A 25,953-nucleotide genomic window follows, 5' to 3' on the forward strand; every position below is an offset into this window, starting at 1 on the left:
GGATGTTAGACAGCAGTACGCGACATACGCAATGACCGTTGCACACCACGCAACGCGCTCTGATCAGGGAGGCTCCATGAGTGCCGAAGCGCTCGCCCGGCTCGCCACGGACCGCGTGGACCACCGCTTCAAGGGCCTCCCGCCGGACGCCGAGGGGCTGACCGTGGGCGAGCTGGCCGCCCAGCGCCGCGACCTCTTCACCGGCGGCTTCACCACCCCGGTCCTCGCCCTCTCCGCCGAACGCCTGACGCACAACCTCGAACTCATGGAGACCTACGCGGCCCGCCACGGCCTCGCCTTCGCCCCGCACGGCAAGACCTCGATGGCGCCGCAGCTCTTCCAGCGCCAGCTCGAACACGGCGCCTGGGGCATCACCCTGGCCGTCCCCCACCAGGTGCGGGTGGCCCGGGAGTTCGGCATCCAGCGGGTGTTCCTCGCGAACGAGCTGGTCGACGCGGCGGCCCTGCGCCACATCGCCGCCGACCTCGCGGCCGACCCCGGCTACCGCTTCATCTGCTACGTCGACTCCGTGCGCGGAGTGGAACTCATGGACGCGGCGCTGCGCGGCACGCCCCGCCCGGTGGACGTCGTCGTCGAGCTCGCCGCCGGAGAGGGCGCCCGTACCGGGGTGCGCACGGAGGAGGAGTGCGCGGCGGTCGCGGACGCGGTGGCCGCGACGCCGACGCTGCGTCTGGTCGGGGTCGCGGGCTACGAGGGCGAGGTGCCGCGGGCGGACTCCGAGCGGGTCCACGCCTGGCTGCGCCGGCTCGTCGCGCTGGCGGTGGACCTCGACCGGGCGGGGCGCTTCAAGGACGCGGGCGAGATCGTGGTCAGCGCGGGCGGCAGCGCCTGGTTCGACGCGGTCGCCGACGTGTTCGCCGGGATCCCCGGCCTCTCCCTGCCCGTGCTGAAGTTGCTGCGCTCGGGCGCGTACGTCTCGCACGACGACGGCCACTACCGCAGGCTCACGCCCTTCACCCGGGTCCCGGAGGAGGGTGCCCTCCACCCCGCCTTCCGTCTCTGGACGCAGATCGTCTCGCGCCCCTCCCCCGGGCAGGCGTTCGCCAACGCGGGCAAGCGGGACGCGGCGTACGACCTGGATCTGCCGCTGGCGCAGGTCGTGCGGGACGCGGGGTCGGGAGAGATCCGCGACGCCGCCGGCATCGAGGTGACGGCCCTCTCGGACCAGCACGCGTGGCTCCGTACGGCCCCGGAGGCGGAGCTGGAGGTCGGCGACTGGGTCGGCCTGGGCCTGTCCCACCCCTGCACGTCCTTCGACAAGTGGCAGCTGATCCCCCTGGTGGAAGCGGACGGGACGGTCGTCGACTACATCCGTACGTTCTTCTAGGGGTTCCCGTGCTTCCAGGAGTCCCCGTGCTCCTAGGAGTCCCCGTGCTTCCAGGAGTCCCCGTAAGGAGCCCCCGTGGATCTCGTCATCCGTGATGTGCGCGTCGTCGACGGCACCGGCGGCGCGTCCTGCCGTGCCGACGTCGGTATCACCGGCGGCCGGATCGCCGAGATCCGCCGCGACGGCCCGGCCCTGGGCGGACGCCGGGTCCTGGACGCCGGCGGCCTCGCCCTGGCCCCCGGCTTCATCGACATGCACGCCCACAGCGACCTCGCCCTGCTGAGGGACCCGGACCACAGTGCCAAGGCGGCCCAGGGGGTGACCCTCGAAGTCGTCGGCCAGGACGGGCTCTCGTACGCACCGGTCGACGACCGTACGCTCGCCGAGGTCCGCAGGGCGATCACCGGCTGGAACGGCCACGGCGACGACATCGACTTCACCTGGCGGTCGGTCGGCGGGTACCTGGACCGGCTGGACCAGGGCATCGCGGTCAACGCGGCGTATCTGATCCCGCAGGGCACCGTCCGTATGCTCGCCGTCGGCTGGGAGGACCGCGCGGCGACGCCCGGCGAGCTGGACCGGATGCGGCGGCTGGTGGCGGACGGCATGCGCGAGGGCGCCGTCGGCATGTCCTCCGGCCTCACCTACACCCCCGGCATGTACGCCGAGGACGCCGAACTCACCGAACTGTGCCGGGTGGTCGCCGAGTACGGCGGCTACTACTGCCCGCACCACCGCTCGTACGGGGCGGGCGCGCTCCAGGCGTACGAGGAGATGGTGGCCCTCACCCGCGAGGCCCGCTGCCCGCTCCATCTCGCCCACGCCACCATGAACTTCGGGGTGAACAAGGGGAGGGCACCGGACCTGCTGGCCCTCCTCGACGGCGCGCTGGCCGAGGGCGCCGACATCACCCTCGACACCTATCCGTACACCCCCGGCTGCACCACGCTCGTGGCCATGCTGCCGAGCTGGGCGGGCGAGGGCGGCCCGGAGGCGGTCCTCGCTCGGCTGCGGGACGACACGGTCGCGGAGCGGATCCGCCACGCCATGGAGGTCGTCGGCGCGGACGGCTGTCACGGCGTGCCCATCGAGTGGGACACGATCGAGATCTCGGGCGTGAGCGACCCGGCACTCGCCCCCTACGTCGGCAGCACCGTCCAGGCCTCGGCCGACCTGCGCGGCGAGGCCCCCTGGACCACCGCCCGCCGGCTGCTCCTCGACGACCGGCTCGGCTGCACGATCCTCCAGCACGTCGGCCACGAGGAGAACGTCCGCGCGATCATGCGCCACCGTGTGCACACCGGCGGCTCCGACGGCATCCTCCAAGGGACGAAACCGCACCCGCGCGCGTACGGGACCTTCCCGCACTACCTCGGCCATTACGTACGCGAGCTGGGGGTCCTCTCGCTGGAGGAGTGCGTCGCCCACCTCACCGGGCGCCCGGCCGCGCGGCTGCGGCTGCCGGACCGGGGGCTCGTCCGCGAGGGATACCGCGCCGACCTGGTCCTGTTCGACCCGTCCACCGTCGCGGCCGGCTCGACCTTCGAGGACCCGCGCAGGCTCCCGGCCGGCCTTCCGCATGTGCTGATCGACGGCCGCTTCGTCGTCGAGGACGGCCGCCGGACGGACGTACTGGCGGGGCGGGCGGTCCGCCGGACTCCTCGCTGACCACCCGCCCCGCGGTGCCTACGGCTTGGGCAGGGTGCAGCCGCTCGCGCTCAGGTTCAGCACGTTGGCGGTCGTGAAGCAGGCCGGGATCTGGTACGTCTCCTGGGCGTAGTTGATGCCCTCGCGGACGGTCACGTTGCCGCTCGCGTCGACCTCACAGGGGTTGTTCTCCGTGCAGGTCTCGCCGTCCTCGTTGCCGGTGTTGTTGACGGCGACGACCTTGCCGGTGGCGTTGTCGATCACCGGCGAGCCGGAGGTGCCGCCGATGGTCTGGCAGGCGGAGGTGTAGCGGAGGGAGTCCTTCCAGGTCCAGTCGCCCTCCTTCAGGCGGTACGCGAACCCGTCGACGTTGCAGCTGTAGAGCCGCTTCCAGTACCCGGAGGCGACGGTGATGGCGGTACCGGCGGTCGGGTGCGTGTCCTGCACGGTGAGCGCGCTGATGCCGTACGCGCTCTTGATCGCCGCATAGGTGGTGGTCAGCTGGTAGATCGAGACGTCCGTGTCGGTCATCGTCGAGTAGACGACCTTGTTCGCGCGCAGCGTCGCCACCCGGGTGGCGGCGGAGTTGAGCAGGCCGAAGGTACGGCTCGACGCCTGGTTGACGATCACCTCGCCGGGCTCCGGGAAGCCGGTCTCCAGGCAGTGGCCGTTGCTGAGCACGAGCGCCGGGGCGGTGTCCGCGGAGTTCGGGAAGCGGATGACCGAGCCGGAGCAGTTGCTGAGCGAGACGGTGCCGGCGAAAGTTCACGGCCCGGAGCGTGGGTGCGGCCGAGGTCTTCGTCCCGCCCGTGGACTTCACCGCGGCTGAGGTCTTCACCGCGGCCGCGGACTTCACCGCGGCCGCCGGCTCGGGTGCCGCGACCGCCGGTGCCGCGCCCGCTCCGGCGATCACCAGAGCGAAGAGCGCGGCAACGAGAGGCTTTCTCATGTGGGGGTCCCCTCTTGCGACATGAGTGACCGGAGATTTTCCGGCCCACAGTCTTGTCATGCGCATTGTGATGGGAGGGGACTGAACGGGACAAGGACTTCTTTCCGGACCGCACGAACCGCTAGGGATAACCCGCTACTTGCGGCTTCCGGGCCGTCACCCGAGGGCCTCTGTGAGCCACTTGGGCCGCTCGCACGCGCCCTTCACTCGGGCCGCTTGCTCGCACCCTTCACTTGGGCCGCTTGCTCGCACCCTTGCCGTGACCGGAGTTGCCCGGCCGGGACGCGGACGCGCTCACGCCGGCGGACGCCGTCGCCGTCACCGCCGCCTCCGTCGAGGGCGCCGAAGTCGTGGGCGCACCGGTTTCCTCCCCGGAGGGGGAAGGAGACACCGAAGCGCCGGCGGAGGAGGACGCGTCGTCGGACGGGCGGGCGGTGACGGGCGGGGCGCCGCCGTCCGACGGCCCGGTGGTGGCCGCGCCGGCCGAGGCGCTCGCGTCCACGGACGGCTGCTCGGACCGCTCGGCCTTCGGCCGCACCCCGTCGCCCTCGACCCGCGGACCGGCCGGGGACCCCGAGCCGGAGAACCCCGCGATCGCGACGGCGGCACCCAGGGCGCAGACCGCGCCGACGGCGACGAGCACCCGGGACGTCGGCCGTCCGCGACCCTTCGGGCGCGCCCGCCGTCGCGGTCCGCCGTCCAGGACCGGGCCGCCGGGCCCCGCCGGTTCGTCCGCGTCCGGAACGGTCACGGGCAGCTCGCGCGTGCTGTCGTAGGCGTTCTCCCACCCGTGGGCGGCCGCGGGGTCCGCGTACTCCTCGTACGCGGGCGCGGCGTCGGCCCGCGGGTGGTAGACGCTCGGCGCGCCGTGCGCGGCATCGGCACCAGACGGGCCGCCCGGCCCGTTCGCGCCATTTGTCCCGGGCGCCCGGTCGGCGGGCTGAAGGTGCCATGACATGGCCGGAAAGTGTAGAGACAAGAAGGGGGTCACGTGTACCCGCGGGTGGCCACCGCTCGACACCCCGTGTCTCACGTGGCGGAAAACACGGCGCGTAAGGCGTTACGCGGCCGTAAGCTCGCGGACATGCAGGTGATCCAGTCCACGAAGCTCGCCAACGTCTGCTACGAGATCCGGGGCCCGGTGCTCGAGGAGGCGATGCGGCTGGAAGCGGCTGGTCATCGGATCCTCAAGCTCAACACGGGCAATCCGGCGGCGTTCGGCTTCGAGTGCCCGCCCGAGATCCTCGAGGACATCCTCCGCAACGTCTCCTCCGCACACGGCTACGGCGACGCGAAGGGCCTGCTGGCCGCCCGCCGCGCCGTCGTCATGCACAACCAGACCCTCGGCATCGAGACGGACGTCGAGCACGTCTTCGTGGGCAACGGCGTCTCCGAGCTGATCGTGATGGCCATGCAGGGCCTGCTGGACGACGGCGACGAGGTGCTCGTACCGGCGCCCGACTACCCGCTGTGGACCGCCTCCGTCTCCCTGTCCGGCGGCACGGCCGTGCACTACCACTGCGACGAGCAGTCGGACTGGATGCCCGACCTCGCCGACGTGGAGCGCAAGGTCACCGACCGCACCAAGGCGATCGTCATCATCAACCCGAACAACCCGACGGGCGCGGTGTACGACGAGGCGATGCTGCGGGGCCTGACGGACATCGCCCGCCGCCACAACCTGCTCGTCTGCTCGGACGAGATCTACGACAAGATCCTCTACGACGGCGCCACGCACACCCCGACCGCCGCGGTCGCCCCCGATCTGCTCACGCTGACGTTCAACGGCATGTCGAAGGCGTACCGCGTGGCCGGCTACCGGGTCGGCTGGATGGCGATCTCCGGGCCGCGCGCGCACGCCGACTCGTACATCGAGGGCCTGACGATCCTGGCGAACATGCGGCTGTGCGCGAACATGCCGGGTCAGCACGGGGTGGTCGCCGCGCTGAGCGGCCGTCAGACGATCAACGAACTGGTGCTGCCGGGCGGACGGCTCAAGGAACAGCGGGACGTGGCGCACGAGCTGCTGACCCAGATCCCCGGCGTGAGCTGTGTGAAGCCGAAGGGCGCGCTCTATCTGTTCCCGCGGCTCGACCCCAAGGTCTTCAAGATCAAGGACGACCGGCAGATGGTGCTCGACCTGCTGCGCCGCGAGAAGATCATGGTGGTCCAGGGCACGGGCTTCAACTGGCCGGACCCCGACCACTTCCGGGTGGTGACCCTGCCGACGGTGGGCGATCTGACCTCGGCGATCACCCGGATCGGGAACTTCCTGGACGGTTACAGCCAGCCGTGACGCCGGGCCTGTCGGCGGGCCTCCGGAGGCCCGCCAGAGGCCTTGCCGCAGGGCCGCCCAAGAGCCTTCCCGACTCCACTCAACTTTAGACGGAATCTAAGCTAGGATGGTTTCCTGAGAACATTGGAGGCCATCCCATGTATGAACCGATCCGGACCAAGTCGGTCCACACGATGGCCGGCACCGCCCCCGACTTTCCTCACCGGTCGCGCGAGGAGGAGCTGGACATCCAGCTCGCGGGTCATCTGGCGGCACTGCTCGCGGTGACCGACGAACTGCGTGCGCTGACGCCCTCCGCGGAGCTGGACACGGCCGCCGAGCGGCTCGCGGAGCAGGTGGCCCGGCTGCGCGGGGGACTGCCGCCCGCCCGGACGTCGGTGGCCGCCGCCCTCCACGAGCCGCATCTCGCGGCACTGCACCGACGGGCGCACGCCCTCGCGGGCCGCGCCCTCGTCGTCGCCGCCTCCCGGGCCGACACGGCGGCCGCCATCCTCGCCGCCGAGCGCATGGACGCCCACGCGGCGGCCGCCGACCCGCGCGAACTCGCGCCCCGCTGAGCCCTCCGAGGGCTTCCCCCGAACGGCCCCGGTCCGCGCGCACCGCAGCGACGCGCGGACCGGGCGCCACACACCATGCGCCACACACCGCGCGCCGGTCATCGCCCCGGCGCCGACGTCACCGTCCAGGGACCGATCACCGAGAGCAGCGCCGGCCGGGTCGGTACGGACCCGCGGGTGGACCCGGCCGACCCTGTGGCAGGAGCCGCCGGGGCGTCATCCGGAGCGGTAGTGACGCTGCTCCGCGAGGAAGCGGACCGGCCTGCGCGAGACGGAGGCGCGGCGGCCCGAGTCGCGCACGCGCCATCTGCGCACACGCGCTGTCCGGAAAAGCGTTCGAAGTGAGCGGGCGTTCACGGGCGAGGGCCTGCCGTCGCCCCTCCGTCGGGGCGGACGGAGCGGTGACGACAGGCCCAGGGCCCCACACGCCGTTGTGCGGAACCTCGCCGGTCCGTGGTGCCGGCACCGCGGCCGGCCGTGACGATGTAGCTGGTCAGGGCAGATCGGAGCCGGCCGCGGAGTAGGGAAAGGGCCTCAGCCCAGGCGCTGCACCAGTGCGCGGTACTCGTCCCACAGCTCCTTCGGTGTGTGCTCGCCGAAGGTGTTGAGGTGCTCGGGCACGAGCGCGGCCTCCTCGCGCCACACCTCCTTGTCGACGGTGAGCAGGAAGTCCAGGTCGGACGCGGACAGGTCGAGGCCGGCCGTGTCCAGGGCCTCCCTGGTCGGCAGGATGCCGATGGGGGTCTCGACGCCCTCGGCCCTGCCCTCGAGACGCTCGACGATCCACTTCAGCACGCGGCTGTTCTCGCCGAAGCCGGGCCACACGAACTTGCCCTCGTCGTTCTTGCGGAACCAGTTGACGTAGTAGATCTTGGGGAGCTTCGCCTGGTCCTTGTCCTTGGCGACGTCGACCCAGTGGCCCATGTAGTCGCCCATGTTGTAGCCGCAGAACGGCAGCATGGCGAACGGGTCGCGGCGCAGCTCACCGACCTTGCCCTCGGCGGCGGCGGTCTTCTCGGAGGCGACGTTCGCGCCGAGGAAGACGCCGTGGTTCCAGTCGAAGGACTCCGTCACCAGCGGGACCGCGGTGGCGCGGCGGCCACCGAAGAGGATCGCCGATATCGGCACGCCCTTGGGGTCCTCCCACTCGGGCGCGATGATCGGGCACTGCGAGGCGGGGACGGTGAAGCGGGCGTTGGGGTGCGCGGCGGGCGTACCGGACTCCGGCGTCCAGTCGTTGCCCTTCCAGTCGGTGAGGTGGGCCGGAGTCTCCTCCGTCATGCCCTCCCACCAGATGTCGTTGTCGTCGGTGAGCGCGACGTTGGTGAAGACGGAGTTGCCCCACAGGGTCTTCATCGCGTTGGCGTTGGTGTGCTCGCCGGTGCCGGGCGCGACGCCGAAGAAACCGGCCTCGGGGTTGATCGCGTACAGCCGGCCGTCCTCGCCGAACCGCATCCACGCGATGTCGTCACCGATCGTCTCGACGGTCCAGCCGCCGACCGTGGGCTCCAGCATGGCGAGGTTCGTCTTGCCGCAGGCGCTCGGGAAAGCCGCGGCGACGTACTTGGACTCGCCCTGCGGCGGCGTGAGCTTGAGGATCAGCATGTGCTCGGCCAGCCAGCCCTCGTCGCGCGCCATGACGGAGGCGATGCGCAGGGCGTAGCACTTCTTGCCGAGCAGCGCGTTGCCGCCGTAGCCCGAGCCGTACGACCAGATCTCGCGGGACTCGGGGAAGTGCGAGATGTACTTCGTGGAGTTGCACGGCCACGGCACGTCCGCCTCGCCCGCCTCCAGCGGCGCTCCGAGCGTGTGCACGGCACGCACGAAGAAGCCGTCGGTGCCGAGCTCGTCCAGGACCGGCTGCCCCATGCGGGTCATGGTGCGCATGGACACGGCGACGTACGCGGAGTCGGTGATCTCCACGCCGATCGCGGAGAGGTCCGAGCCGAGCGGGCCCATGCAGAACGGGACGACGTACATCGTCCGGCCCCTCATCGAGCCGCGGAAGACGCCCTGCTCACCGGCGAAGATCTCCCGCATCTCGGCGGGGTCCTTCCAGTGGTTGGTCGGGCCCGCGTCCTCTTCCTTCTCGGAGCAGATGAACGTCCGGTCCTCGACCCGCGCGACATCGGTCGGGTCGGAGGCGGCGTAGTACGAGTTGGGGCGCTTGATCGGGTCGAGCTTCCTGAAGGTGCCCTTGCGGACGAGCTCCTCGCTCAGTCGCTCGTATTCCGCCTCGGATCCGTCACACCAGACCACACTGTCCGGCTGCGTCAGTTCGGCGATCTCGTTGACCCACGAGATCAGTTCTTTGTGCTGGGTGGGGACGCTGGAGGGAGCCGCGATGTCGCGCGCCACGATTGCTCCTAAATGAGGGGTTTCTGTTGAATGCCCCGTGGGGGCTGCGACCCGGACGCTTCACGATGGTGGATCTTGGCGCTCATCCGGTGCCGACCGCACTCATATGATCATCCGACGGCACCGCCCATATGTCCAGAGGACCGCCCACCTGAGCGGAGTGACCATCACCACTCATCGCCGGGTTTGCTGCGCGTCACCGTCGGTTCACCCCGGGTATCCACTCCGGGGCGCCTCAGACATCCGCCCCGGAGCACCCCGCACGCCAGGTCGCGCCGTGAGATCATGGCCACTCTTGAACTCTCATCCGCGTGGACCGATACGTAAGTTACGGTTCCGTAGGTAGGATCTGGTCCATGACTGCGCCCGTCCCCGACGCGCCCACGGACACGCCGGCCGCAGGCCACGGTCCCGCCGCGCTCTCCTTGTCCGACGAGATCAAGCCGAAGCTCCGCGGCTGGCTGCACCTGGGCATGTTCCCGGCCGCACTCGTCTCGGGCCTGGCACTCACCGCCTTCGCGAGCTCGCCCCGCGCCCGCCTGGCCTGCGGGATCTTCGCTCTGACGGCCTGCCTGCTGTTCGGCGTGAGCGCGCTCTACCACCGCGGCACCTGGAGTCCGCGCATGGACGGCATCCTGCGCAGACTGGATCACGCCAATATCTTCTTGATCATCGCGGGGACGTACACACCACTGACGATGCTGCTGCTGCCGGGGGCCAAGGGCCAGTGGCTGCTGTGGAGCATCTGGGGCGCGGCCGCCGCGGGCATCGCCTTCCGGGTCTTCTGGGTCGGCGCGCCGCGCTGGCTCTACACGCCCTGCTACATCGCGATGGGCTGGGCGGCCGTCTTCTTCCTCCCTGACTTCATGCGCACGGGCGGGATCGCCGTCCTCGTCCTGGTGGTCGTCGGCGGTCTGCTCTACAGCGCGGGCGGCGTGATCTACGGCATCAAGCGCCCGAACCCGTCACCGCAGTGGTTCGGCTTCCACGAGGTCTTCCACTCCCTGACCCTCGCGGCGTTCGTCGTGCACTACGTCGGGATCTCGCTGGTGGCCTATCAGCACGGATGACCCTTCCCCGGCCCTTCCGGCCGGCTCCCCCTCAGTGGCCGCGACGTCGAAGTCGCGGCCACTTTTGCGTGCCGGGAACACGGCACCGCGCCCGCGCCAGGAGCGCAGCACCACCCCCTCCCCATTGACAGTAACCATCTTTTGAGAGCTACTCTCATTTCATGGTTACTGTCACTCAGCAGCACGACCCGCGGCACGACGCCCGCCGCTGGTGGGCCCTCGGAGCCCTGGTCGCGAGCATGCTCGTACTCGGCTTCGACATGACGATCCTCAACGTCGCACTGCCGACCATGGCCCGGGACCTGGGCGCGTCCACCGGCGAGCAGCAGTGGATGGCCGACGCGTACGTCGTCGTCTTCGCGGCCCTGATGCTCCCGGCCGGCCTGCTCGGCGACCGCTTCGGACGGCGCCGGATGCTCATCACCGGACTCGGCGTCTTCCTGGCCGGCTCCCTGGCCGGCGCCCTCGTCGACGACGTCACCCCGGTGATCGTCGCCCGCGCCCTGATGGGGGTCGGCGGCGCGCTCGTGATGCCGCTCGCGATGGCCGTACTGCCCTCGCTGTTCGGACCCGAGGAGCGCACCAGGGCCGTCGGCGCGGTCTCCGCCGCCTCCGCGCTGGGCCTGCCGCTCGGCCCGATCCTCGGCGGCTGGCTGCTCGACCACTTCTGGTGGGGCTCGGTCTTCCTGGTCAACGTGCCGATGGCCGCGATCGGCATCGCCGCCTGCGTCTTCCTGCTCCCCGAGACCCGCGACCCCGCCTCCCCCAAGGTCGACGCCGTCTCCACCGCGCTCACCGCGGCCGGCCTCAGCATCCTGATCTACGCGATCATCGAGGCGCCGGGGCGCGGCTGGGGCGACCCGCTGGTCCTCGGCCTCTTCGCCGCCTCCGTCGTCCTGATCGCCCTGCTCGTCGTCCGCGAACGCCGCAGCGCCCGCCCGATGCTGGACCTCTCCCTGCTCGCCCAGCGCGGCTTCCTGCTCAACACGCTCGCCGCGACCCTCGTCATGTTCGTCCTGTCCGGGCTGATGTTCGTGCTGCCGCCGTACCTCCAGGCGGTGCTCGGGAACGACACGTTCGCCACCGGGGTGCGGATGCTGCCGATGATGGGCGGGCTGCTGATCGCGTCGAGGGGCGCACAGCCGCTGCTGGCGAAGTTCGGGGCGCGGGCGGTGATCAGCGCCGGCCTGGTCACCCTCGCCTTCGCCGCGATCCTCGGCAGCCGCACGTCCGTCGACGACGGCTACGGCTTCACCGCCCTGTGGCTGTCCATCGCCGGCCTCGGCTTCGGCTTCGCCGTGGTGCCCGCGATGTCCGCCGCCCTCGGCGCCCTGCCCCGCGACCGGGCCGGCAGCGGCTCCGGCCTCCTCATGACGGTGCGCCAGGTGGGCGGCGCGATCGGCATCGCCCTGCTCGGCTCGCTCCTCGCGGGCGCATACGGCGACCGGCTCGACACCTCCGGCCTGCCGCACGGGGCCGCCGACGCCGCCTCCGACTCGGTGGTCGGCGCCCATGTGATCGCCGCGCAGCTCGGCGACCGCGCGCTCACCGCCTCCGCGAACGCCGCGTACCTCCACGGCATGGACCTGGTCCTCATGATCAGCGGAATCGCGGCACTCGTCACCGCGCTGCTGGCCGCGGCGCTGCTCCCGAAGCCCGAGACGTCGCCCGCCCCGGCCCCGACCCCCGAGGAGGACACCGCCGTGGCCCCGACGCCCGCCGATGCCGGACAATGAGCACCATGGCCGCCACCGCACACAGCTCCACCCCCGCCGACGGCCCCCAGCTGGGGCTCCGGGAACGGAAGAAGCTCAAGACCCGGATCGCGATCCGCGACGCGACCTACGGACTGATCCAGGAGCAGGGGTACGACGCGACGACCATCGAGCAGATCGCCGAGCGCGCCGAGGTCTCCCCCTCGACGGTCTTCCGCTACTTCCCGACCAAGGAGGACATCGTCCTCACGGACGAGTACGACCCGGTCATGGAGAAGGAGCTGACCGCCCGCCCGGCCGACGAACCGTGGACGGAGTCCCTGCGGTACGCGGTGCACCAGGCCATCGGCTTCGGGTTCACCGAGGAGCCGCACGTGTCCCGGCTGCGGACCCAGCTGATGGTCGACGTGCCCGCGGTGCGCTCCCGGATGATGGAGAGCATGTCGGTCACCGGCCGCATGCTGTGCCGGGTCATCGCGGCGCGCACCGGCCGCGACCCCGACAGCCTGGAAGTGCGGGTGTTCGCGATGTCCCTCATCGGCGGCCTGATGGAGACCTCGCTGTACTGGGCCGAGACCGGCCACCAGGAGGACCTCGGCGACCTCGTCGACCGCGCCCTGGACGTCCTGGAGAACGGTCTGCCACCGAAAAACCCGGAGGCCACGGACGCGTCCGGCGTGACATCCTGATCCGGTGAACGGACCGGAGATCCACGTCGCATTCGCCCCCGAACTGCGCCTGTTCGTCCCGCACGAGCGGCGGTCCGGCACCACGGCGGTCGGCACCGACGGCGCCTCCACCCTCGGGCACGTCGTGGAGTCGCTCGGCGTCCCCCTGCCGGAGGTCGGCGCACTCGTCGTGAACGGCCGCGAGACACCCGTCTCGTACATCCCGGCGGCCGGCGACTCGGTGGAGGTGCGCCCGGTCGAGCGCCCCCAGCGGGTCCCCGGCGCCCCGCTCCGCTTCCTCCTCGATGTGCACCTCGGCACGCTGGCCCGCCGGCTGCGCCTCCTCGGCGTCGACACGGCCTACGAGTCGACGGACCTCGGCGACCCGGCCCTCGCCGCCCTCTCGGCCGCCGAGAAGCGCGTACTGCTCAGCCGCGACCGCGGCCTGCTGCGCCGCCGCGAGCTGTGGGCGGGCGCCTACATCTACAGCACCAGGCCCGACGACCAACTCCGTGACGTCCTGGACCGGTTCGCCCCCGGGCTGGCCCCCTGGACCCGGTGCACGGCGTGCAACGGCGTACTCGAGAAGGCCACCAAGGAGCAGGTCGCCGACCAGCTGGAAGGCGGCACGCAGCGGTCGTACGACGTCTTCGCGCAGTGCGAGGAGTGCGGGCGGGCCTACTGGAAGGGCGCGCACCACGACCGCCTGGAGGCCATCGTGGAGCGCGCCCTCGCGGAGTTCGGCGCCTAACGGCGCTTCAGATCCTTGGTGCCGCAGGCCAGTTTGTCCTTGCTGGGATCGAGCCCCAGCGGATCGTCCTCGCCGTTGACCTTCAGCCGGCCGTAGTCGTTCTTCTCGAGCCAGGCGCACCGGGCGGCCGTCGTCTTCCTCACCTCGCGCGGGAACGCGGTGGGCACGCAGACGTTGACGGTCCCGTAGTGCCGGTCGCATCCGGAGACGGCGGCGCCGACCTTCTGCGAGGCGCGCTTCCTGCCGGGCCCCGTGACCTTGCCGTCCAGGGAGTCGGCGAACGGGTGGACATGCGCCGAAGCCGTGTCCTCGGAGGCGGCGGCGAGCGCGGACGGGCCCTGGAGATGCACCCACTTGGCCACCGACGGCACGCCGTTGGCGTCCACCGCGAAGAGCATGTACCAGCCGGGCGGCGCCAGGTTCGGGTTGCTCGTCACGTTCAGATCGACGTTGTTGCCGCCCACGGACAGCGGCAGATCGACGAACCGCTGGTTCGGGTCCGAGGAGTGCGTCACCGCCGCCGGGCGGATCAGCTCCGCCTTGGCGATGGGACGGTCGACGGTGATGCGCTGGGTGTCGCCGTACACCCACTCGTTGTCGATCACCGAAGTGATCGTCGGGCGGGTGCCCTTGAGCAGATAGGGCGGGGTGTAGAGGGACACGTTGTGGTTCCAGGTGCCGTTGCCCGGGTTGTCGCCGGTCGCCATCACGCGGCCGTCGGGCAGCAGGAAAGCGGACGAGTGGTAGCCGCGGGCCTCCGGGTCGGCGGCCACCGGGTCGAAGGTGGAGCTCGCCGGGTCGAAGATCGACGACTCGTAGACCGGGTCGGCGCGATTGTGCAGGGCGCCGCCGGTCTCCAGGACCTTGCCGTCGGGCAGCAGCACGGCCGAGACGTACATCTTGCCCTGGGTGCCGGTCTCGGCCACCTTGCCGTTGCCGAGGTCGACGGTGCCCTGCGGCAGCGGCGGCCCGGCGGTGTACGCCGGGTTCGCCGACTTGAGGTCGATGATGTCCGTCAGCCGGTTGGCGGCCGGATTCGAGTCGATGTTGCCGCCGCCGATGGTGAGGACCTTCTGGTCCTGCGCCGGAGGCAGCAGCACGCTCGCCGACTGGTCGCGCTCGTCCTTGCTCTGCAGACCCGGGATCGCGGTGGTCGTGTTCGCGTCGTAGTCGTAGACCGCCGAGCCGGTGCCCGGGGTGCCGTTGCCGAAGACATGGCTGCCCGAGTAGAAGAGGCGGCCGTCCTGCATCAGGATCATCGACGGGTACAGACCCCAGTACGACCAGGTCTGGTTGACCTGCCACAGCGGCAGCCACCGCTGCTGCGCGGCCGACCAGCGCTCGGCGGTCACCGAGCCGGTCGAGTCCTCGCGCAGCCCGCCGAACGAGACGATGTCGCCGTTGCCCAGCTCCGTCGCCGACGGATACCAGTGCCCGTCGTTCAGGTCGTTGGTCTTGCTGTAGGTCTCGGTGACCGGGTCGAAGAGATACGAGTCCTTGTACCCCTCGTACCCGTGGCCGCCCACGACCGGGAACGCCTTGTTGCCGCTCATCACGAGCACCCGGCCGTCGGAGAGCTGGACGTGCCCCGCGCAGAACATGTCCTTGGGCGTGGGGATCTGCCGGTACGTGCCCTTCACCGGGTCGTAGACCGCGCTGGTGAACGTGCCCGCGTTGAACTGCTCCTCGCTGTTGCCGGAGCCCGCGATCAGCAGCACCTTGCCGTTGTTGAGGACGACGGAGTGCATGGAGCGGACCGGGTTCTGCGTGGGCAGGACCGTCCACCGGCCGTTCGCGCACTCCTCGGCCGTGCCCGTGCAGGTGGCCGGCGGGAGCGGGTCGGCGACCTGCTCCATCGTGTAGTCGTCGGTGGTCGCGGACCCGGTGCCGTACACCGACACACCCCAGGTGATGCGGTCGGTGCCGGCCGGCACCTCGGGTGTGCGGACCGTCGCCCGGGTCCAACCGCTCTGCATGTCCAGCGTCTTGAGGTCGGTCCAGTACTGCCAGCCCGCCGTCGCGTCATGCCGGAAGAGCGTGATCGCGGCGTCGGGGGTCGTCGTCCTGTACCAGAGGCCGAGGTCGTACTGCTTGCCCGCGGTGACCACCGGCGCGCAGGCGGCGGACTCGGTGATCAGCGCCTTGCGGTCGCCGTCGACACGCCGGGTCAGCGCGACCTTCATGGCCTTGGTGCCGGTGTGCGCGTCACTCGTGGTGGTGAACGTGAAGTCGTTGTCGCCCCAGCCCGACTTCTCCCAGCAGTACGGCATCCCGTCCGTGCCGGCCGTCTCGAAGCCGGGGTTGGTGACCAGGTTGGCGGCCGAGGCGGGCTGTGGTGAGGTGAGCAGCAGGCCCGCGGTGAGACCGGCCACGGCCACCAGTGCGGTTCTGCGTCTGCCGAGCGTGGTGAGGGTACGGATGTTCACATGGCTCTCCTTGCCGTGCGGCTCCCGTCCGGCGCCCCCCGGCCCCGGCGCGGCAGATAGACCAGCGCCTCGGTCCCCACGAAACGCAGGACGAACGTCATCACCAGGGCCACCGCGGTGGCGGGCAGCGACTCCATACCGAACCTGCCGACCAGCAGCGCGATCAGCGGGATGCGCAGCACCAGGTCGGCGTTGGCGAGCAGCGCGAACCGGCCCACCCGGTCCCACCAGGTGCGGTGCCGCCGGCGCTCGCGGAACAGCAGGTGCTCGATGAGCAGGAAGTTCCAGGCCACCCCGAGCTGGTTGGCGAGGATCTCGGCCGGTACGTAGTGCATGCCGAGCGCGGTGAGGGCGTACAGGCCCAGCAGGTTCGGTACGAAACCGGTGGCGCCGATCAGCCCGAAGACGACCATCCGCGCGATCGGCGAGGCGGTGCGCAGTCCGACGAGATGGCGCAGAAAGCGGAAGCCCTCCTGCGCGGTCGACTTGGACTCGCCCGCGAACCGGTCCTGGAAGACGAAGGGCACCTCGGTGACCTCGCGGGGACGGCTGCGTACGGCCAGTTCGAGGAGGATCTTGTAGCCGAGCGGCTGGAGGATCTCCGCGGTGACCGCACTGCGGCGGATCGCGAAGAAGCCGCTCATCGGGTCGCTGATGCCGCGCAGCCGGCGCGGGAACAGCGACTTCGTCAGCCAGGTCGCGCCGCGCGAGACGGCGATGCGGTACCCGCCCGCGAGACCGGCGCGGCTGCCGCCCTTGATGTAGCGGGACGCGACGACGAGCCCGGCGTTCGCCCGCTCACCGGTGCCCACCAGCTCCGGCACCAGGGACGGCGGGTGCTGGAGGTCGCCGTCCATGACGACGATCCAGTCGGAGCCGGCCGCCTTGATGCCCTCGACCACGGCGCCGCCGAGCCCGCCCTCGGGCTCCTCGCGGTGCAGCACGGTGACCGGGAACGGGCAGTCCTGCGCCGCCTGGAAGATCACGTCGGGGGTGTCGTCGGTGGAGTCGTCGACGAAGACGACCTCGCAGGGCAGCCGCGCCGGCACCGACTCGGTGATCCGGTGCAGCAGCTCCCTGATGTTCGCGGACTCGTTGAAGGTCGGTACGACGATGGTGACGGCCCCGGGTTCAGGGACCTCGGCGGCCCGTACGACCGGGTCGCCGAGCTCCTCGGGAACGGTGGACTCGTGACTCATCGGGAACCTCCCACGGTCTGGATCCGACGGATCTCGATCCGGTCCGCGCCGGTGCCGAAGGTGGCGACCGGCTCGGAGTGCTCCATGGCGGCCTTGACGTGCGGCAGGTCGACCGCGTCACGCCGTACCGTCGGGGAGGCGACCACATAGTCCAGGTCGCGCCAGCCGCGCGGCATCGTCTTGGTCACCGCGGGGTCGAGGTCGGCCTTGTAGAACCAGATGACGCCGAGGCCCGGCCGGTAGCCGTCGTGGACGAGGTCGAGCCACAGCGCGTCGTCGACCAGGACCCGGGTGTCCTCCGGGTCCTTCACCTCGGTCTTCAGCCAGGCCGACGCGGCCCGGTAGGGGGCGTTCGCGTCGGCGGTCAGGGCGGTGCGGTCGCCGTCGTACCAGTGCGGCACGACGTACGCCCCGGCGACGGCCGCGAGCAGCGCCGCCACGACGTACCGCGCCCCGGTCACATACGGCTTCTCCGCGCCGCCGCGCCACCTGCGCAGCACCGCGTGGGCGACGCTCGCGGTACCACCGGCCAGGACCAGCGCCAGGAAGGGCAGGGCCTGGATGACGTACATCGCGGGCAGATAGCCGCTCGGGCGCAGGGCGACGAGGGCGAGGATCGCCACGGTGAGCGCGGGTCCGGCCAGCGCCCGCGCGGTCACCGACCAGCGCCAGGTCACCAGGAGCAGCAGCGCCCCGGCGAGACCGCCGAGCGGCAGGACACGGTCGTAGTAGAGCCAGGACTGGAGGACTCCGTACGAGCCGGAGCCCGGGTCGAGGACGAAGCCGGAGCCGGGGCGGCTCATCTGGTAGGTGATGCCGTCCCACAGCGAGACATGGCCCGCACCGGGGAACAACTCGCCCTTGAGCAGGGCGAACAGCGGGTACGAGAGGCCGAGCAGGGTGCATGCGGTGATGGCCCCGGTGAGGGCGAACTTACGGGTGTCGCGGTGGCCGTGCCGCCACATGGTGACCAGCAGGGCGGGCAGGATGACGAGCATCGTCTCCTTGGTGAGGACGGCCGCGGCCGCGGCGATCCCCGCCCCGAAGTGGTGCCAGAGGTGGCGGCTCGGGGAGGCGGCCAGGCAGAACGCGAGCAGCGTCCACATCACCGCGATGTTGTCCAGGAAGATCTCGCGCTGGAGCACGACCGACAGCGGTGAGAGCCCGAAGAGGACCATGGCGAGGCCCGCGGCCCAGCGCGGCAGCGAGAGGCGGCGGGCGAGCACGTACACGAGGACCGTGCTCACCGCGCTGACCACCAGCATCGCCGCACGCATCGAGCCGACCGTCATCGACGAGGGGCTGAAGTGCGCGGGGATCCAGGTCAGCAGGGCTATCTGGATCCAGCCGAGGGGCGGGTGGTCGTACCAGTACGTGTAGTGGGCGAGGCCCTTGCCCTCCTGGACGGCCCAGGCCTGGGAGAGATAGGTGCCCTCGTCGTCGCTGAGCGTCGGGTAGTCGGCGATGTTCCAGCCCTGCACGACCAGGATCGCCACGAGGAGCGCACCGCACAGCAGCAGATCCGAGCGCGAGCTGCGAAAACGCAGGATCCGCGGGGGGCTGGGGACGAATTTGGGTGCACGGGACCGCTGCGCGGGGACCTTGGGTGTGGTCGCCGCGGGAAGAGTGGAGGTCACGCGGGAACGTCCTCTCGGATCACTTCGGTGAGATGCGCGCCGACATGACTGGTCAACTCCCAGTCGTTGCGGCCTCGTTGCTCACGCCACACCGCGCGGATGGCCGCGCCGGCGAGAAGCACCTGGTAGAAGGGGCCGCCGACGATCAGCTTGAGGTAGTGCACGGAGCGGACACGGAGCCCGTACTGCTTGCCGAAGTCGTGCAGTCCCACCACTTCGAACACGAAGGTGACGAACGCGGTGACGGCCGGCAGGAAGGTGATGAAGGCGATGCCGACGGGCACGTCGAGGAAGAGCGCGACGGCCGCGTTGAGCGGAATGATGACGCCGGAGATCGCCTGGAGGAACGGCGTCATGAGCGTGTAGCGGGCGAGCAGCCGCTGGCCGAAGCCCGGCAGCTGCTTCCAGTCCTTCTTCCGGTAGACCTGGAGGAAGCCCTGGTTCCACCGGGTGCGCTGCTTGAGCAGCGACATCAGGCTGCCGGGGGTCTCCTCCCGGGTCACCATGTCGGAGTCGTACGCGACGACGACCTTCTTGCCGACACTGGAGAGACGTACGCCCAGGTCACAGTCCTCCGCCAGGCAGTCGGGATCCCAGCCGTCGGCCTCTTTGAGGACGTCCGTGCGGACGAAGACGGTGTTGCCGCCGAGCGGGATGAACCCTTTCTGCGCGTGCAGATGGAGCCGGGAGCGGAACCAGAAGAAGTACTCCAGGCAGTTGCGCAGGCTGTACCAGCTGGAGTTGAAGTTGATGAGCTGTACGCCGCCCTGGACGACGTCCGCGCCGGTGGAGCGGAAGGCGTGGTCGACGTGGGCGAGCAGCTCGGGATGGACCTGGTCCTCGGCGTCGAAGACCCCCACCACGTCGCCGCGGCAGTGCGGCAGCGCGGTGTTCATGGCCTTCGGCTTGTTCTTCTTCTCGTGGGTGTCGACGACGACGCGCACCCGCTCGTCGCGGGCCGCGGCCTTCCGGGCGACCTCGGTGGTCTCCGGGTCGTCGTGCCCGACGATGACGATGATCTCGAAGTCGGTGTGACTGGACTCCAGCAGGCGCTGGATCGTGTGGTCCAGCACGGCCTGTTCGTGTCGCGCCGGCAGCAGCAGCGAGAAGGACAGGCCCTCACCGCCGTCCGGTCTGCTGAAACGGGTGGAGGCCAGCACCTCGGGCGTACGCCACGCGTGCATCTGCCACCACAGGGTGAAGGCCGCCATCCAGAACAAAGCCAGCGAAACGGCAGCAATGAAGACAGACGTGAGCACCAGATCCCCCCAGATCCCCAAAAGCCCCCTGTCGCGACGATGAGCCACAACCGTCGCGTCACGATGCAGAGACTATGAGTGAACTGTGAAGCGCACAGGCCTTTTTGGTGAAGAGCGTGTTTCCTCACACTCGTGGGACTTACTGAACATTCCGAACGCCTGTCGCGTTTGGACCAGTTGACTACGGCCCGTTCAACCGCGTTTCAGCCGCTCAGAGCCGTGCGGAGCCGGTCCGCGTCCGTGATCGGCGCGTCGCAGGTGAAGTTACGGCAAACATAGGCGGCGGGCCCTCCCCCGACGAGGGGCCGGTCGGCCAGAAGCGGAAACTCGTCGCTCCCGGGAGTCCCCACGGCCACGACGGCGCCCGGCGCGGTGCCCAGAAGCGCCGTGCGGTGCAGGGTCCCTGTCGCCGGGTCGTCGGCCGGGCCCACGACCGAGACCTCGCGCGGCCCGTCGAGCAGCGCCTCCGCGACGGCGAGCCCCCAGCCGACGAAGCGGGGAGCACGCGGGCCGAGCGCCTTCACCACGCCCAACGCCCGCTCGGCGGCGGTGCGATGGGGCTCGGCGCCGGTATGGGCCGCGTAGCTCAGCAGGGCGCCGGCGGCCGCGCTCCAGCCGGACGGGGTCGCGTTGTCGGTGGGGTCCTGGGGGCGGCGGATGAGCTTCTCGGCGTCGGCCGCGGTGTCGTAGAGGGCGCCCGACTCGGGGTCGGTGAACTGGGCGAGGACGTGATCGAGCAGGAACCCGGCGAATTCCAGCCAGACCCCCTCCCCGGTGACGGAGGCGAGGGCGAGGAAGCCCTCGGCGACGTCCCCGTAGTCCTCGAGGACGCCCGCGTGGGCGCCGGCCCGGCCGTCCTTGCTGGTGCGGGCGAGCCGGGCGTGCTCGTCCAGGTGCAGGCGTACGAGGAGGTCGGCGGCGCCGATGGCGGCCTCCACCAGGTCCGGGCGGTCGAAGTACGCGCCGGTCTCGGCGAGGGCGGCGATCGCCAGGCCGTTCCAGGCGGCGACCACCTTGTCGTCGCGGCCGGGGGCGGGACGCTCGGCCCGCCTCCCGAGGAGCCGCGCCCGGACGGAGGCGATCCGCTCCGCGTCGAACACGACGTCCTGCTGCGGGAGCTGGAGGACGGAGGCACCCTCTTCGAAGGTGCCGTCCCGCGTCACCCCGAAGCAGCGGGCGGCGAGTTCCGCGTCCTCGCGGCCGAGGGCCTGCTCCAGCTGCTCGGGCGTCCACACGTAGTACGCCCCCTCGACGTGCCGACCACTGCCGTCATCGCTGTCGGCGTCGAGCGCGGAGGCGAACCCGCCCTCGCCGGTACGCAGCTCGCGCACCATGAAGTCGGCGGTCTCCAGGGCGACACGACGAGCGAGTTCGGAACCGGTGGCACGCCAGAGGTGGGCGTAGACGCGGCAGAGGAGGGCGTTGTCGTAGAGCATCTTCTCGAAGTGGGGTACGACCCAGTCACGGTCGACGGAGTAACGGGCGAAACCGCCGCCGAGCTGGTCGTAGATGCCGCCGCGCGCCATGCGCTCGCAGGTGTCCTGCGCCATCTGGAGGGCGCCCTCGGAGCCGGTGCGGGCGTGGTGGCGCAGCAGGAACTCGACGACCATGGACGGCGGGAACTTGGGCGCCCCGCCGAAGCCGCCGCGCCGGGCGTCGTAGTCGCGGGTGAGACCGAGGAGGGCCTGCGCGAGCTCCTCCTCGCCCGGGGTGCTGCTGTCTCCGTAGGAGATCTCGCGTCCGGCGAGATCCCGCACGATCTTCCCGGCGACCTCGGCGACCTCGTCCCGCCGGTCGGTCCAGGCACTGCGCACGCCCTCCAGGACCTGCCGGAAGGAGGGCATGCCGTGCCGGGGCTCGGGCGGGAAGTACGTGCCGAAGTAGAAGGGCTCGGCGTCCGGCGTGAGGAAGACGGTCATGGGCCAGCCGCCCTGCCCGGTGGCGGCCTGTACGGCCTCCATGTAGACAGCGTCAACGTCGGGGCGCTCCTCGCGGTCGACCTTGACGTTCACGAAGTGCTCGTTGAGATACGCGGCCGTCGTCTCGTCCTCGAAGGACTCGTGGGCCATGACGTGACACCAGTGACAGCTGCTGTAGCCGACGCTCAGCAGGAGGGGTACGCCCCGCTTGCGGGCCTCTTCGAAGGCCTCGGGCGACCAGGGCCACCAGTCGACGGGATTGTCGGCGTGCTGGAGCAGATACGGGGACGTCTCATGGGCCAGTCGGTTCACCCTTCCACTCTCCCACGGCCTCGGGTGTCGCACAGATGCGCTGGTCCACCGGGCGCGCCTCCTCGGGGGCGGCTTCACGAAGGTGGCGGTGCCGGTCGCGGAGTCCAGGCGCCGGAGCTCTCACTCCGCAGGCCCGTGATCGTCGGCCCCCTCGCGCTCGCGTCCCGCTCCAAGGACACTGGTGGGCGGAGGAGTTGCCGCCGGAGGGGGACGTGACATGCGGGACGGTCATCGGGCGGACGCCGAGCGGCTGTTGGCCCGGGCTGTGGAGGAGGAGGTGCGCCGGTCGGGCGGGCGCACCGACGGGGCGCTGCTGCTGTCGCGGGCGCGTGGAGCGCTGGACGGCATGGCGCGGGCGGCCGCGGAGGAGTACGAGGCGTACACGCGGGCCCTCGACGAGACGGAGGCGGGCCGGCTGACGTTCGGTCAGCGCTACGCGCGCGAGGGCGCCGGAACGCCGCTGCTGGTGGCGGCCGTCGCGGCGGTCGCGGCCTGCGTGGCGGACCTGTCCCTCGGCACGGGTGCGGGGACGGCGTTCGGCGCCGGTGCGGCCGTGGGCGTGGTGGGTGCCGCGGCGACCGTGGCGAAGGTGACCGCCTCGCATCTGCCGGCCGCGAGCCGCCGGGCCGGGGCGCTGGGCCAGCCGGGCGGCCCGGAGCAGTTGCGGTTGCAGTGGCTGACGGCGCTCGAAGTACGGGGCATCCGCCCGTTCCTGGACCAGCAGCGGGTGATCACGGCCGCGACGGGCGCGAAGAAGGGTGCGCCCCAGCTGCGGCGCACCGACAAGAGCGCGGCGGCACGGCGGCGCAGCGTCCTGGAGCAGTCCTTCGGTCAACTCCCGGAGCCGGACGGCCCGTTCGCGGGGCGGCGCGCCGAGCTGTCGCGGATCGCGCAGTGGGTGCAGGCGGCCCGGGCGAGCACGGAGACCAAGCCGACGGTGGTGGTGCTGCACGGCGCGCCGGGCGCGGGGCGTACGTCGCTGGCGGTGCGGGCGGCGCACGCGCTGAAGGACCAGTTCCGGGGCGCGTGCGTGGTGGATCTGCGCGGCGACAGCCCCGAGGAGCCGCCGCTGTCCACGCGGGACGCGCTGCTGCATCTGCTCAACCGGCTGGGCGCGCCGCGTGAGCAGCTGCTCTTCCGGGATCGGTCCTCACCGGACCAGCAGGTCAGACGGCTCAGCGAGCTGTACCACCAGCATCTGACGGGGCTGGCGGTCACGATCGTGCTGGACGACGCGTCGGACGCGGAGCAGGTGCGCACGCTGGTGCCCGAGCGGTCGGAGAGTCTGGTCGTGGTGACCGCCCGCAAGCCGCTGGACCTGCCGGCCGACCTGCCCGCCTGGGTGCACCAGCTCCCGGTGGAGGCGCTGGACGCGGCGGGCGCGGAGGAGCTGCTGAACGCGGCGGCGCAGGACAGCTCGGGACCGTACGACGCCGAGTCGGCGGACCGGATCAGGGAGTTGTGCGGCGGTCTGCCGCTGGCGCTGCGTATCGCGGGCTCCTCCCTGGGCCCGCGCACCCCGCGGCAACTGGCCGCCGATCTGGGGGCGTACGGCCCGGTGGAGCCGGTGGAGCGCTGTCTGTGGCTGCGTTACACCGACCAGTCGGATGTCTCCCGGCGTCTGCTGCGCCGGCTGGCCCTGGCGGGCCGGGCGTCCCTGGGCACGGCGGCGGCGGCCTCGCTGCTGGCCACGGACGAGCACGAGGCCGCCCGCCATCTGGACGCGCTCGCCCGGGCGGGCCTGATCGACCACGTCCGCGGCAGCCGCTACCGGCTGCACGACGTCGTGCGGGCCTTCGCGCAGGCCCGTCTGCTGGACGAGGAGGAGCCGGCCGACCGCACGGCCGCGCAGGAACGCCTGATCGTGAACTACGCGGAGCTGGCGGACTCGGTGATCCGTCTGGTCGACGGCAAGACGTCGACCCGCGCGGACCAGTTCGGCCCGCACGGTTTCACGTCCCTGGACACGGCGTTGCGCTGGCTGGACGACGAGTCGAGCTTCATCACGGCGGCTCTGCGGCACGCGGAGGGGGTGAACCAGGCCGCGGTCCTGAATCTTCTCGGCGCTCTGTGCGACTACTGCCTGCTGCGCGGCGACCTGTACCGGCTGGGCGAGATCAGCGAGCTGACCCAAGCCGTGGACCAGGGCCTCCTGGTCCGTTCGGTGCAGTGGCGTACGGGTATCGCGGCCCGTCATCTGGGCGAGCTGGACAAGGCCCGCAGCACCCTGTCGTCCGTCGTGGACCTCTACTTCGAGGCGCACCACGACGCGGGCGCGGCCCGTGCGCTCGGCTCCCTCGGCATCACCCTGCACCACCAGGGCAATCTGACGGAGGCGGCGGCGAAGCTGCGGGAGGCCATGGACCTCCAGGCCGCGCCCGAGCTGGCGGCGGACCGGGCGTGGACGATGCACGCGCTGGCGGCGGTGGAGCGGGACCGGGCCCGGCTGGCGGAGGCGCTCGACCTGCTCACCCAGGCCCTGGTGCTGCACCGCGAGGGCGAGTCGGTGCACGGTGAGGCGTGGGCCCACTTCCAGCTCGGTCAGCTGGCCCTGCGCATGGGCGACGTACCGCGCGCCGACACGGAACTGCGGGAGGCCCTCGATCGGTACGGGCGTACGCGCGACGCCCGCGGTGAGGCCTGGGCCCTGACCCAGCTGGCCCGTGGGCGACTGGTCGCCGGGGACGCGTCCGCGGCGGTCGACGGGCTGCGCCAGGCGGTCTCCCGTCACCGGGACAACGAGGACGCGCGGGGTGAGGCCTGGACGGTGTACTACCTGGGCCAGGCCCTGGAGGAGACGGGCAACCTGGACCAGGCGGTCCGTGAACTGGAGCGTTCCCGCACGATGTTCTCCCGGATGCGGGACGTCTACGGTCTGGCGTGCGCGCGGCACCATTCGGCCCGGGTGACGAGAGACCAGCGAGCGGCGCAGACGGGCTCGCTCCGGAACTCGGGATTCGCCCGCCAGCTCCTGGTCGACGCCCGCTCGGACTTCCAGCGCATCGGCGTGGCCCACGGCGAGGGCTGGACGTGCCTGGAGCTGGCGGTGGTCGACGCGGGCAACGGCCGTACCCAGCAGGCGCTGACGCTGTGCGACGAGGCGCTGGACCTGTTCACCTCGTACGGGGACCGGCGTGGGGAGGACTGGGCCCGTTTCCTGCGCTGCACGCTGCTGCCGTACGCGGCTCCCGGCGGGGTGGAGGTCGGCACGGCGGTGGCCCAGGAGGACCTGCGCCGTCTGTCCCGTACCTCGCACCCGCTCCGGGACACCAAGCTGGTCGACTACGTGGAGGCGTACCAGCTGCTGCTGGAGCGAGGCGTGAACCTGGACTCGGGCTGGCAGGCCTGGCGTCTGCGGATGGTGCCGGACCGGCATGCCCGGGAGGTCATGGGGGTGCCGGTGACCGCTTCCCGCTGACCGTCCCGGGGCGTGGCTCCGCGACACCCGCGTGGCTCCGTGCCCGCGTGGCTCCGTGACACCCGCCGGGTGTCACGGAGTCGTGCGTGCTGTCGGCTCGGCGGGGTCAGCCCTTGGCGGGCGAGGCCTTCCCGCCGGGCGCCTTGGCGGAGGCGGCCGTGCCGGCGGCGACCGGGCCGGAGGAAGGCGTACCGGAGGAGGACGCGTCCGAGGACGGCGTACCGTCCTGCGACTTCTCCTCGAAGTCGACCTTCCTCATGTGCTTGTTCATCGACTTCATCAGGCCCCACACCGCCAGTGCCATCACCGCGAAGACGATGAAGCCGAGGACGCCGGGGGTGACCTTGTTCTGGTCGACCTCCTTGGCGAGGGGGACGAGGTGCGTCATTGCCAGGCTCGCGCTTGCGCTCATGTCAGGCATTGT

General features: G+C 71.3%; 17 protein-coding genes and 1 pseudogene. 9 read left to right on the plus strand and 9 right to left on the minus strand.

The window, feature by feature from the left end:
• Window positions 1–76: 76 nt before the first annotated feature.
• Together GTY58_RS17185 and GTY58_RS17190 are read left to right on the plus strand one after the other, a co-directional pair.
• Window positions 77–1,348, plus strand: coding sequence for an amino acid deaminase (locus tag GTY58_RS17185; RefSeq protein ID WP_010984711.1), 1,272 nt, complete (start codon window positions 77–79; stop codon window positions 1,346–1,348).
• Between the two features lie 75 nt (window positions 1,349–1,423).
• Window positions 1,424–3,016 (plus strand): D-aminoacylase, encoded by a 1,593-nt coding sequence (locus GTY58_RS17190; RefSeq protein WP_010984712.1) that lies wholly within the window; start codon window positions 1,424–1,426, stop codon window positions 3,014–3,016.
• An 18-nt stretch (window positions 3,017–3,034) separates the two neighbouring features.
• Here GTY58_RS17190 and GTY58_RS17195 read toward each other — a convergent pair.
• Window positions 3,035–3,944, minus strand: a pseudogene (locus GTY58_RS17195) (serine protease).
• A 229-nt stretch (window positions 3,945–4,173) separates the two neighbouring features.
• Window positions 4,174–4,902 (minus strand): hypothetical protein, encoded by a 729-nt coding sequence (locus tag GTY58_RS17200; protein WP_048894573.1) that lies wholly within the window; start codon window positions 4,900–4,902, stop codon window positions 4,174–4,176.
• 126 nt (window positions 4,903–5,028) lie between these two features.
• Between GTY58_RS17200 and GTY58_RS17205 the strand changes: the two genes are divergently transcribed.
• Together GTY58_RS17205 and GTY58_RS17210 are read left to right on the plus strand one after the other, a co-directional pair.
• Entirely contained in the window at window positions 5,029–6,240 is a 1,212-nt protein-coding gene (locus GTY58_RS17205; RefSeq protein ID WP_010984715.1) for a pyridoxal phosphate-dependent aminotransferase, read from the plus strand.
• Window positions 6,241–6,377: 137 nt separating this feature from the next.
• Window positions 6,378–6,797 (plus strand): hypothetical protein, encoded by a 420-nt coding sequence (locus GTY58_RS17210; RefSeq protein ID WP_010984716.1) that lies wholly within the window; start codon window positions 6,378–6,380, stop codon window positions 6,795–6,797.
• 534 nt (window positions 6,798–7,331) lie between these two features.
• Here the strand turns inward: GTY58_RS17210 and GTY58_RS17215 are convergent.
• Window positions 7,332–9,155 (minus strand): phosphoenolpyruvate carboxykinase (GTP), encoded by a 1,824-nt coding sequence (locus tag GTY58_RS17215; RefSeq protein ID WP_010984717.1) that lies wholly within the window; start codon window positions 9,153–9,155, stop codon window positions 7,332–7,334.
• 356 nt (window positions 9,156–9,511) lie between these two features.
• On the opposite strand from GTY58_RS17215, the gene GTY58_RS17220 reads away from it, so the two are divergent.
• From GTY58_RS17220 to GTY58_RS17235, 4 genes are all read left to right on the plus strand, one after another.
• Entirely contained in the window at window positions 9,512–10,225 is a 714-nt protein-coding gene (locus GTY58_RS17220; protein WP_010984718.1) for a hemolysin III family protein, read from the plus strand.
• Between the two features lie 161 nt (window positions 10,226–10,386).
• Window positions 10,387–11,961: an MFS transporter gene (locus GTY58_RS17225; RefSeq protein ID WP_010984719.1), complete on the plus strand. Its 1,575-nt coding sequence runs from the start codon at window positions 10,387–10,389 to the stop codon at window positions 11,959–11,961.
• Window positions 11,958–12,629, plus strand: a complete 672-nt coding sequence (locus GTY58_RS17230; RefSeq protein WP_037644981.1) for a TetR family transcriptional regulator — start codon at window positions 11,958–11,960, stop codon at window positions 12,627–12,629. Before GTY58_RS17225 ends, GTY58_RS17230 begins: the two co-directional genes overlap by 4 nt.
• Before the next feature lie 4 nt (window positions 12,630–12,633).
• Window positions 12,634–13,359, plus strand: a complete 726-nt coding sequence (locus GTY58_RS17235; protein ID WP_010984721.1) for a Mut7-C RNAse domain-containing protein — start codon at window positions 12,634–12,636, stop codon at window positions 13,357–13,359.
• Here GTY58_RS17235 and GTY58_RS17240 read toward each other — a convergent pair.
• From GTY58_RS17240 to GTY58_RS17260, 5 genes are all read right to left on the minus strand, one after another.
• On the minus strand, window positions 13,356–15,785 hold the full coding sequence (locus GTY58_RS17240) for a galactose oxidase early set domain-containing protein (RefSeq protein WP_078234426.1): 2,430 nt from the start codon (window positions 15,783–15,785) through the stop codon (window positions 13,356–13,358). The genes GTY58_RS17235 and GTY58_RS17240 overlap by 4 nt on opposite strands.
• On the minus strand, window positions 15,782–16,984 hold the full coding sequence (locus GTY58_RS17245; protein WP_010984723.1) for a glycosyltransferase family 2 protein: 1,203 nt from the start codon (window positions 16,982–16,984) through the stop codon (window positions 15,782–15,784). The genes GTY58_RS17240 and GTY58_RS17245 overlap by 4 nt, the downstream gene beginning before the upstream one ends.
• Entirely contained in the window at window positions 16,981–18,621 is a 1,641-nt protein-coding gene (locus tag GTY58_RS17250) for a phospholipid carrier-dependent glycosyltransferase (protein ID WP_010984724.1), read from the minus strand. The genes GTY58_RS17245 and GTY58_RS17250 overlap by 4 nt, the downstream gene beginning before the upstream one ends.
• Entirely contained in the window at window positions 18,618–19,880 is a 1,263-nt protein-coding gene (locus GTY58_RS17255) for a glycosyltransferase (RefSeq protein ID WP_037644980.1), read from the minus strand. The genes GTY58_RS17250 and GTY58_RS17255 overlap by 4 nt, the downstream gene beginning before the upstream one ends.
• Window positions 19,881–20,083: 203 nt before the next feature.
• Window positions 20,084–22,111, minus strand: a complete 2,028-nt coding sequence (locus GTY58_RS17260) for a thioredoxin domain-containing protein (RefSeq protein ID WP_010984726.1) — start codon at window positions 22,109–22,111, stop codon at window positions 20,084–20,086.
• A gap of 217 nt (window positions 22,112–22,328) precedes the next feature.
• Between GTY58_RS17260 and GTY58_RS17265 the strand changes: the two genes are divergently transcribed.
• The gene (locus tag GTY58_RS17265) at window positions 22,329–25,529 is read left to right on the plus strand and encodes a tetratricopeptide repeat protein (RefSeq protein ID WP_037644978.1); all 3,201 of its coding nucleotides are present in this window, start codon (window positions 22,329–22,331) and stop codon (window positions 25,527–25,529) included.
• A gap of 106 nt (window positions 25,530–25,635) precedes the next feature.
• Here GTY58_RS17265 and GTY58_RS17270 read toward each other — a convergent pair whose 3' ends face one another.
• Window positions 25,636–25,950, minus strand: coding sequence for a hypothetical protein (locus GTY58_RS17270; RefSeq protein ID WP_010984728.1), 315 nt, complete (start codon window positions 25,948–25,950; stop codon window positions 25,636–25,638).
• Window positions 25,951–25,953: the final 3 nt, after the last annotated feature.

Origin of the sequence: Streptomyces sp. SID5469, assembly GCF_009862865.1 — a bacterium.
In the GTDB taxonomy this organism is placed as follows: Bacteria; Actinomycetota; Actinomycetes; order Streptomycetales; family Streptomycetaceae; genus Streptomyces; species Streptomyces avermitilis.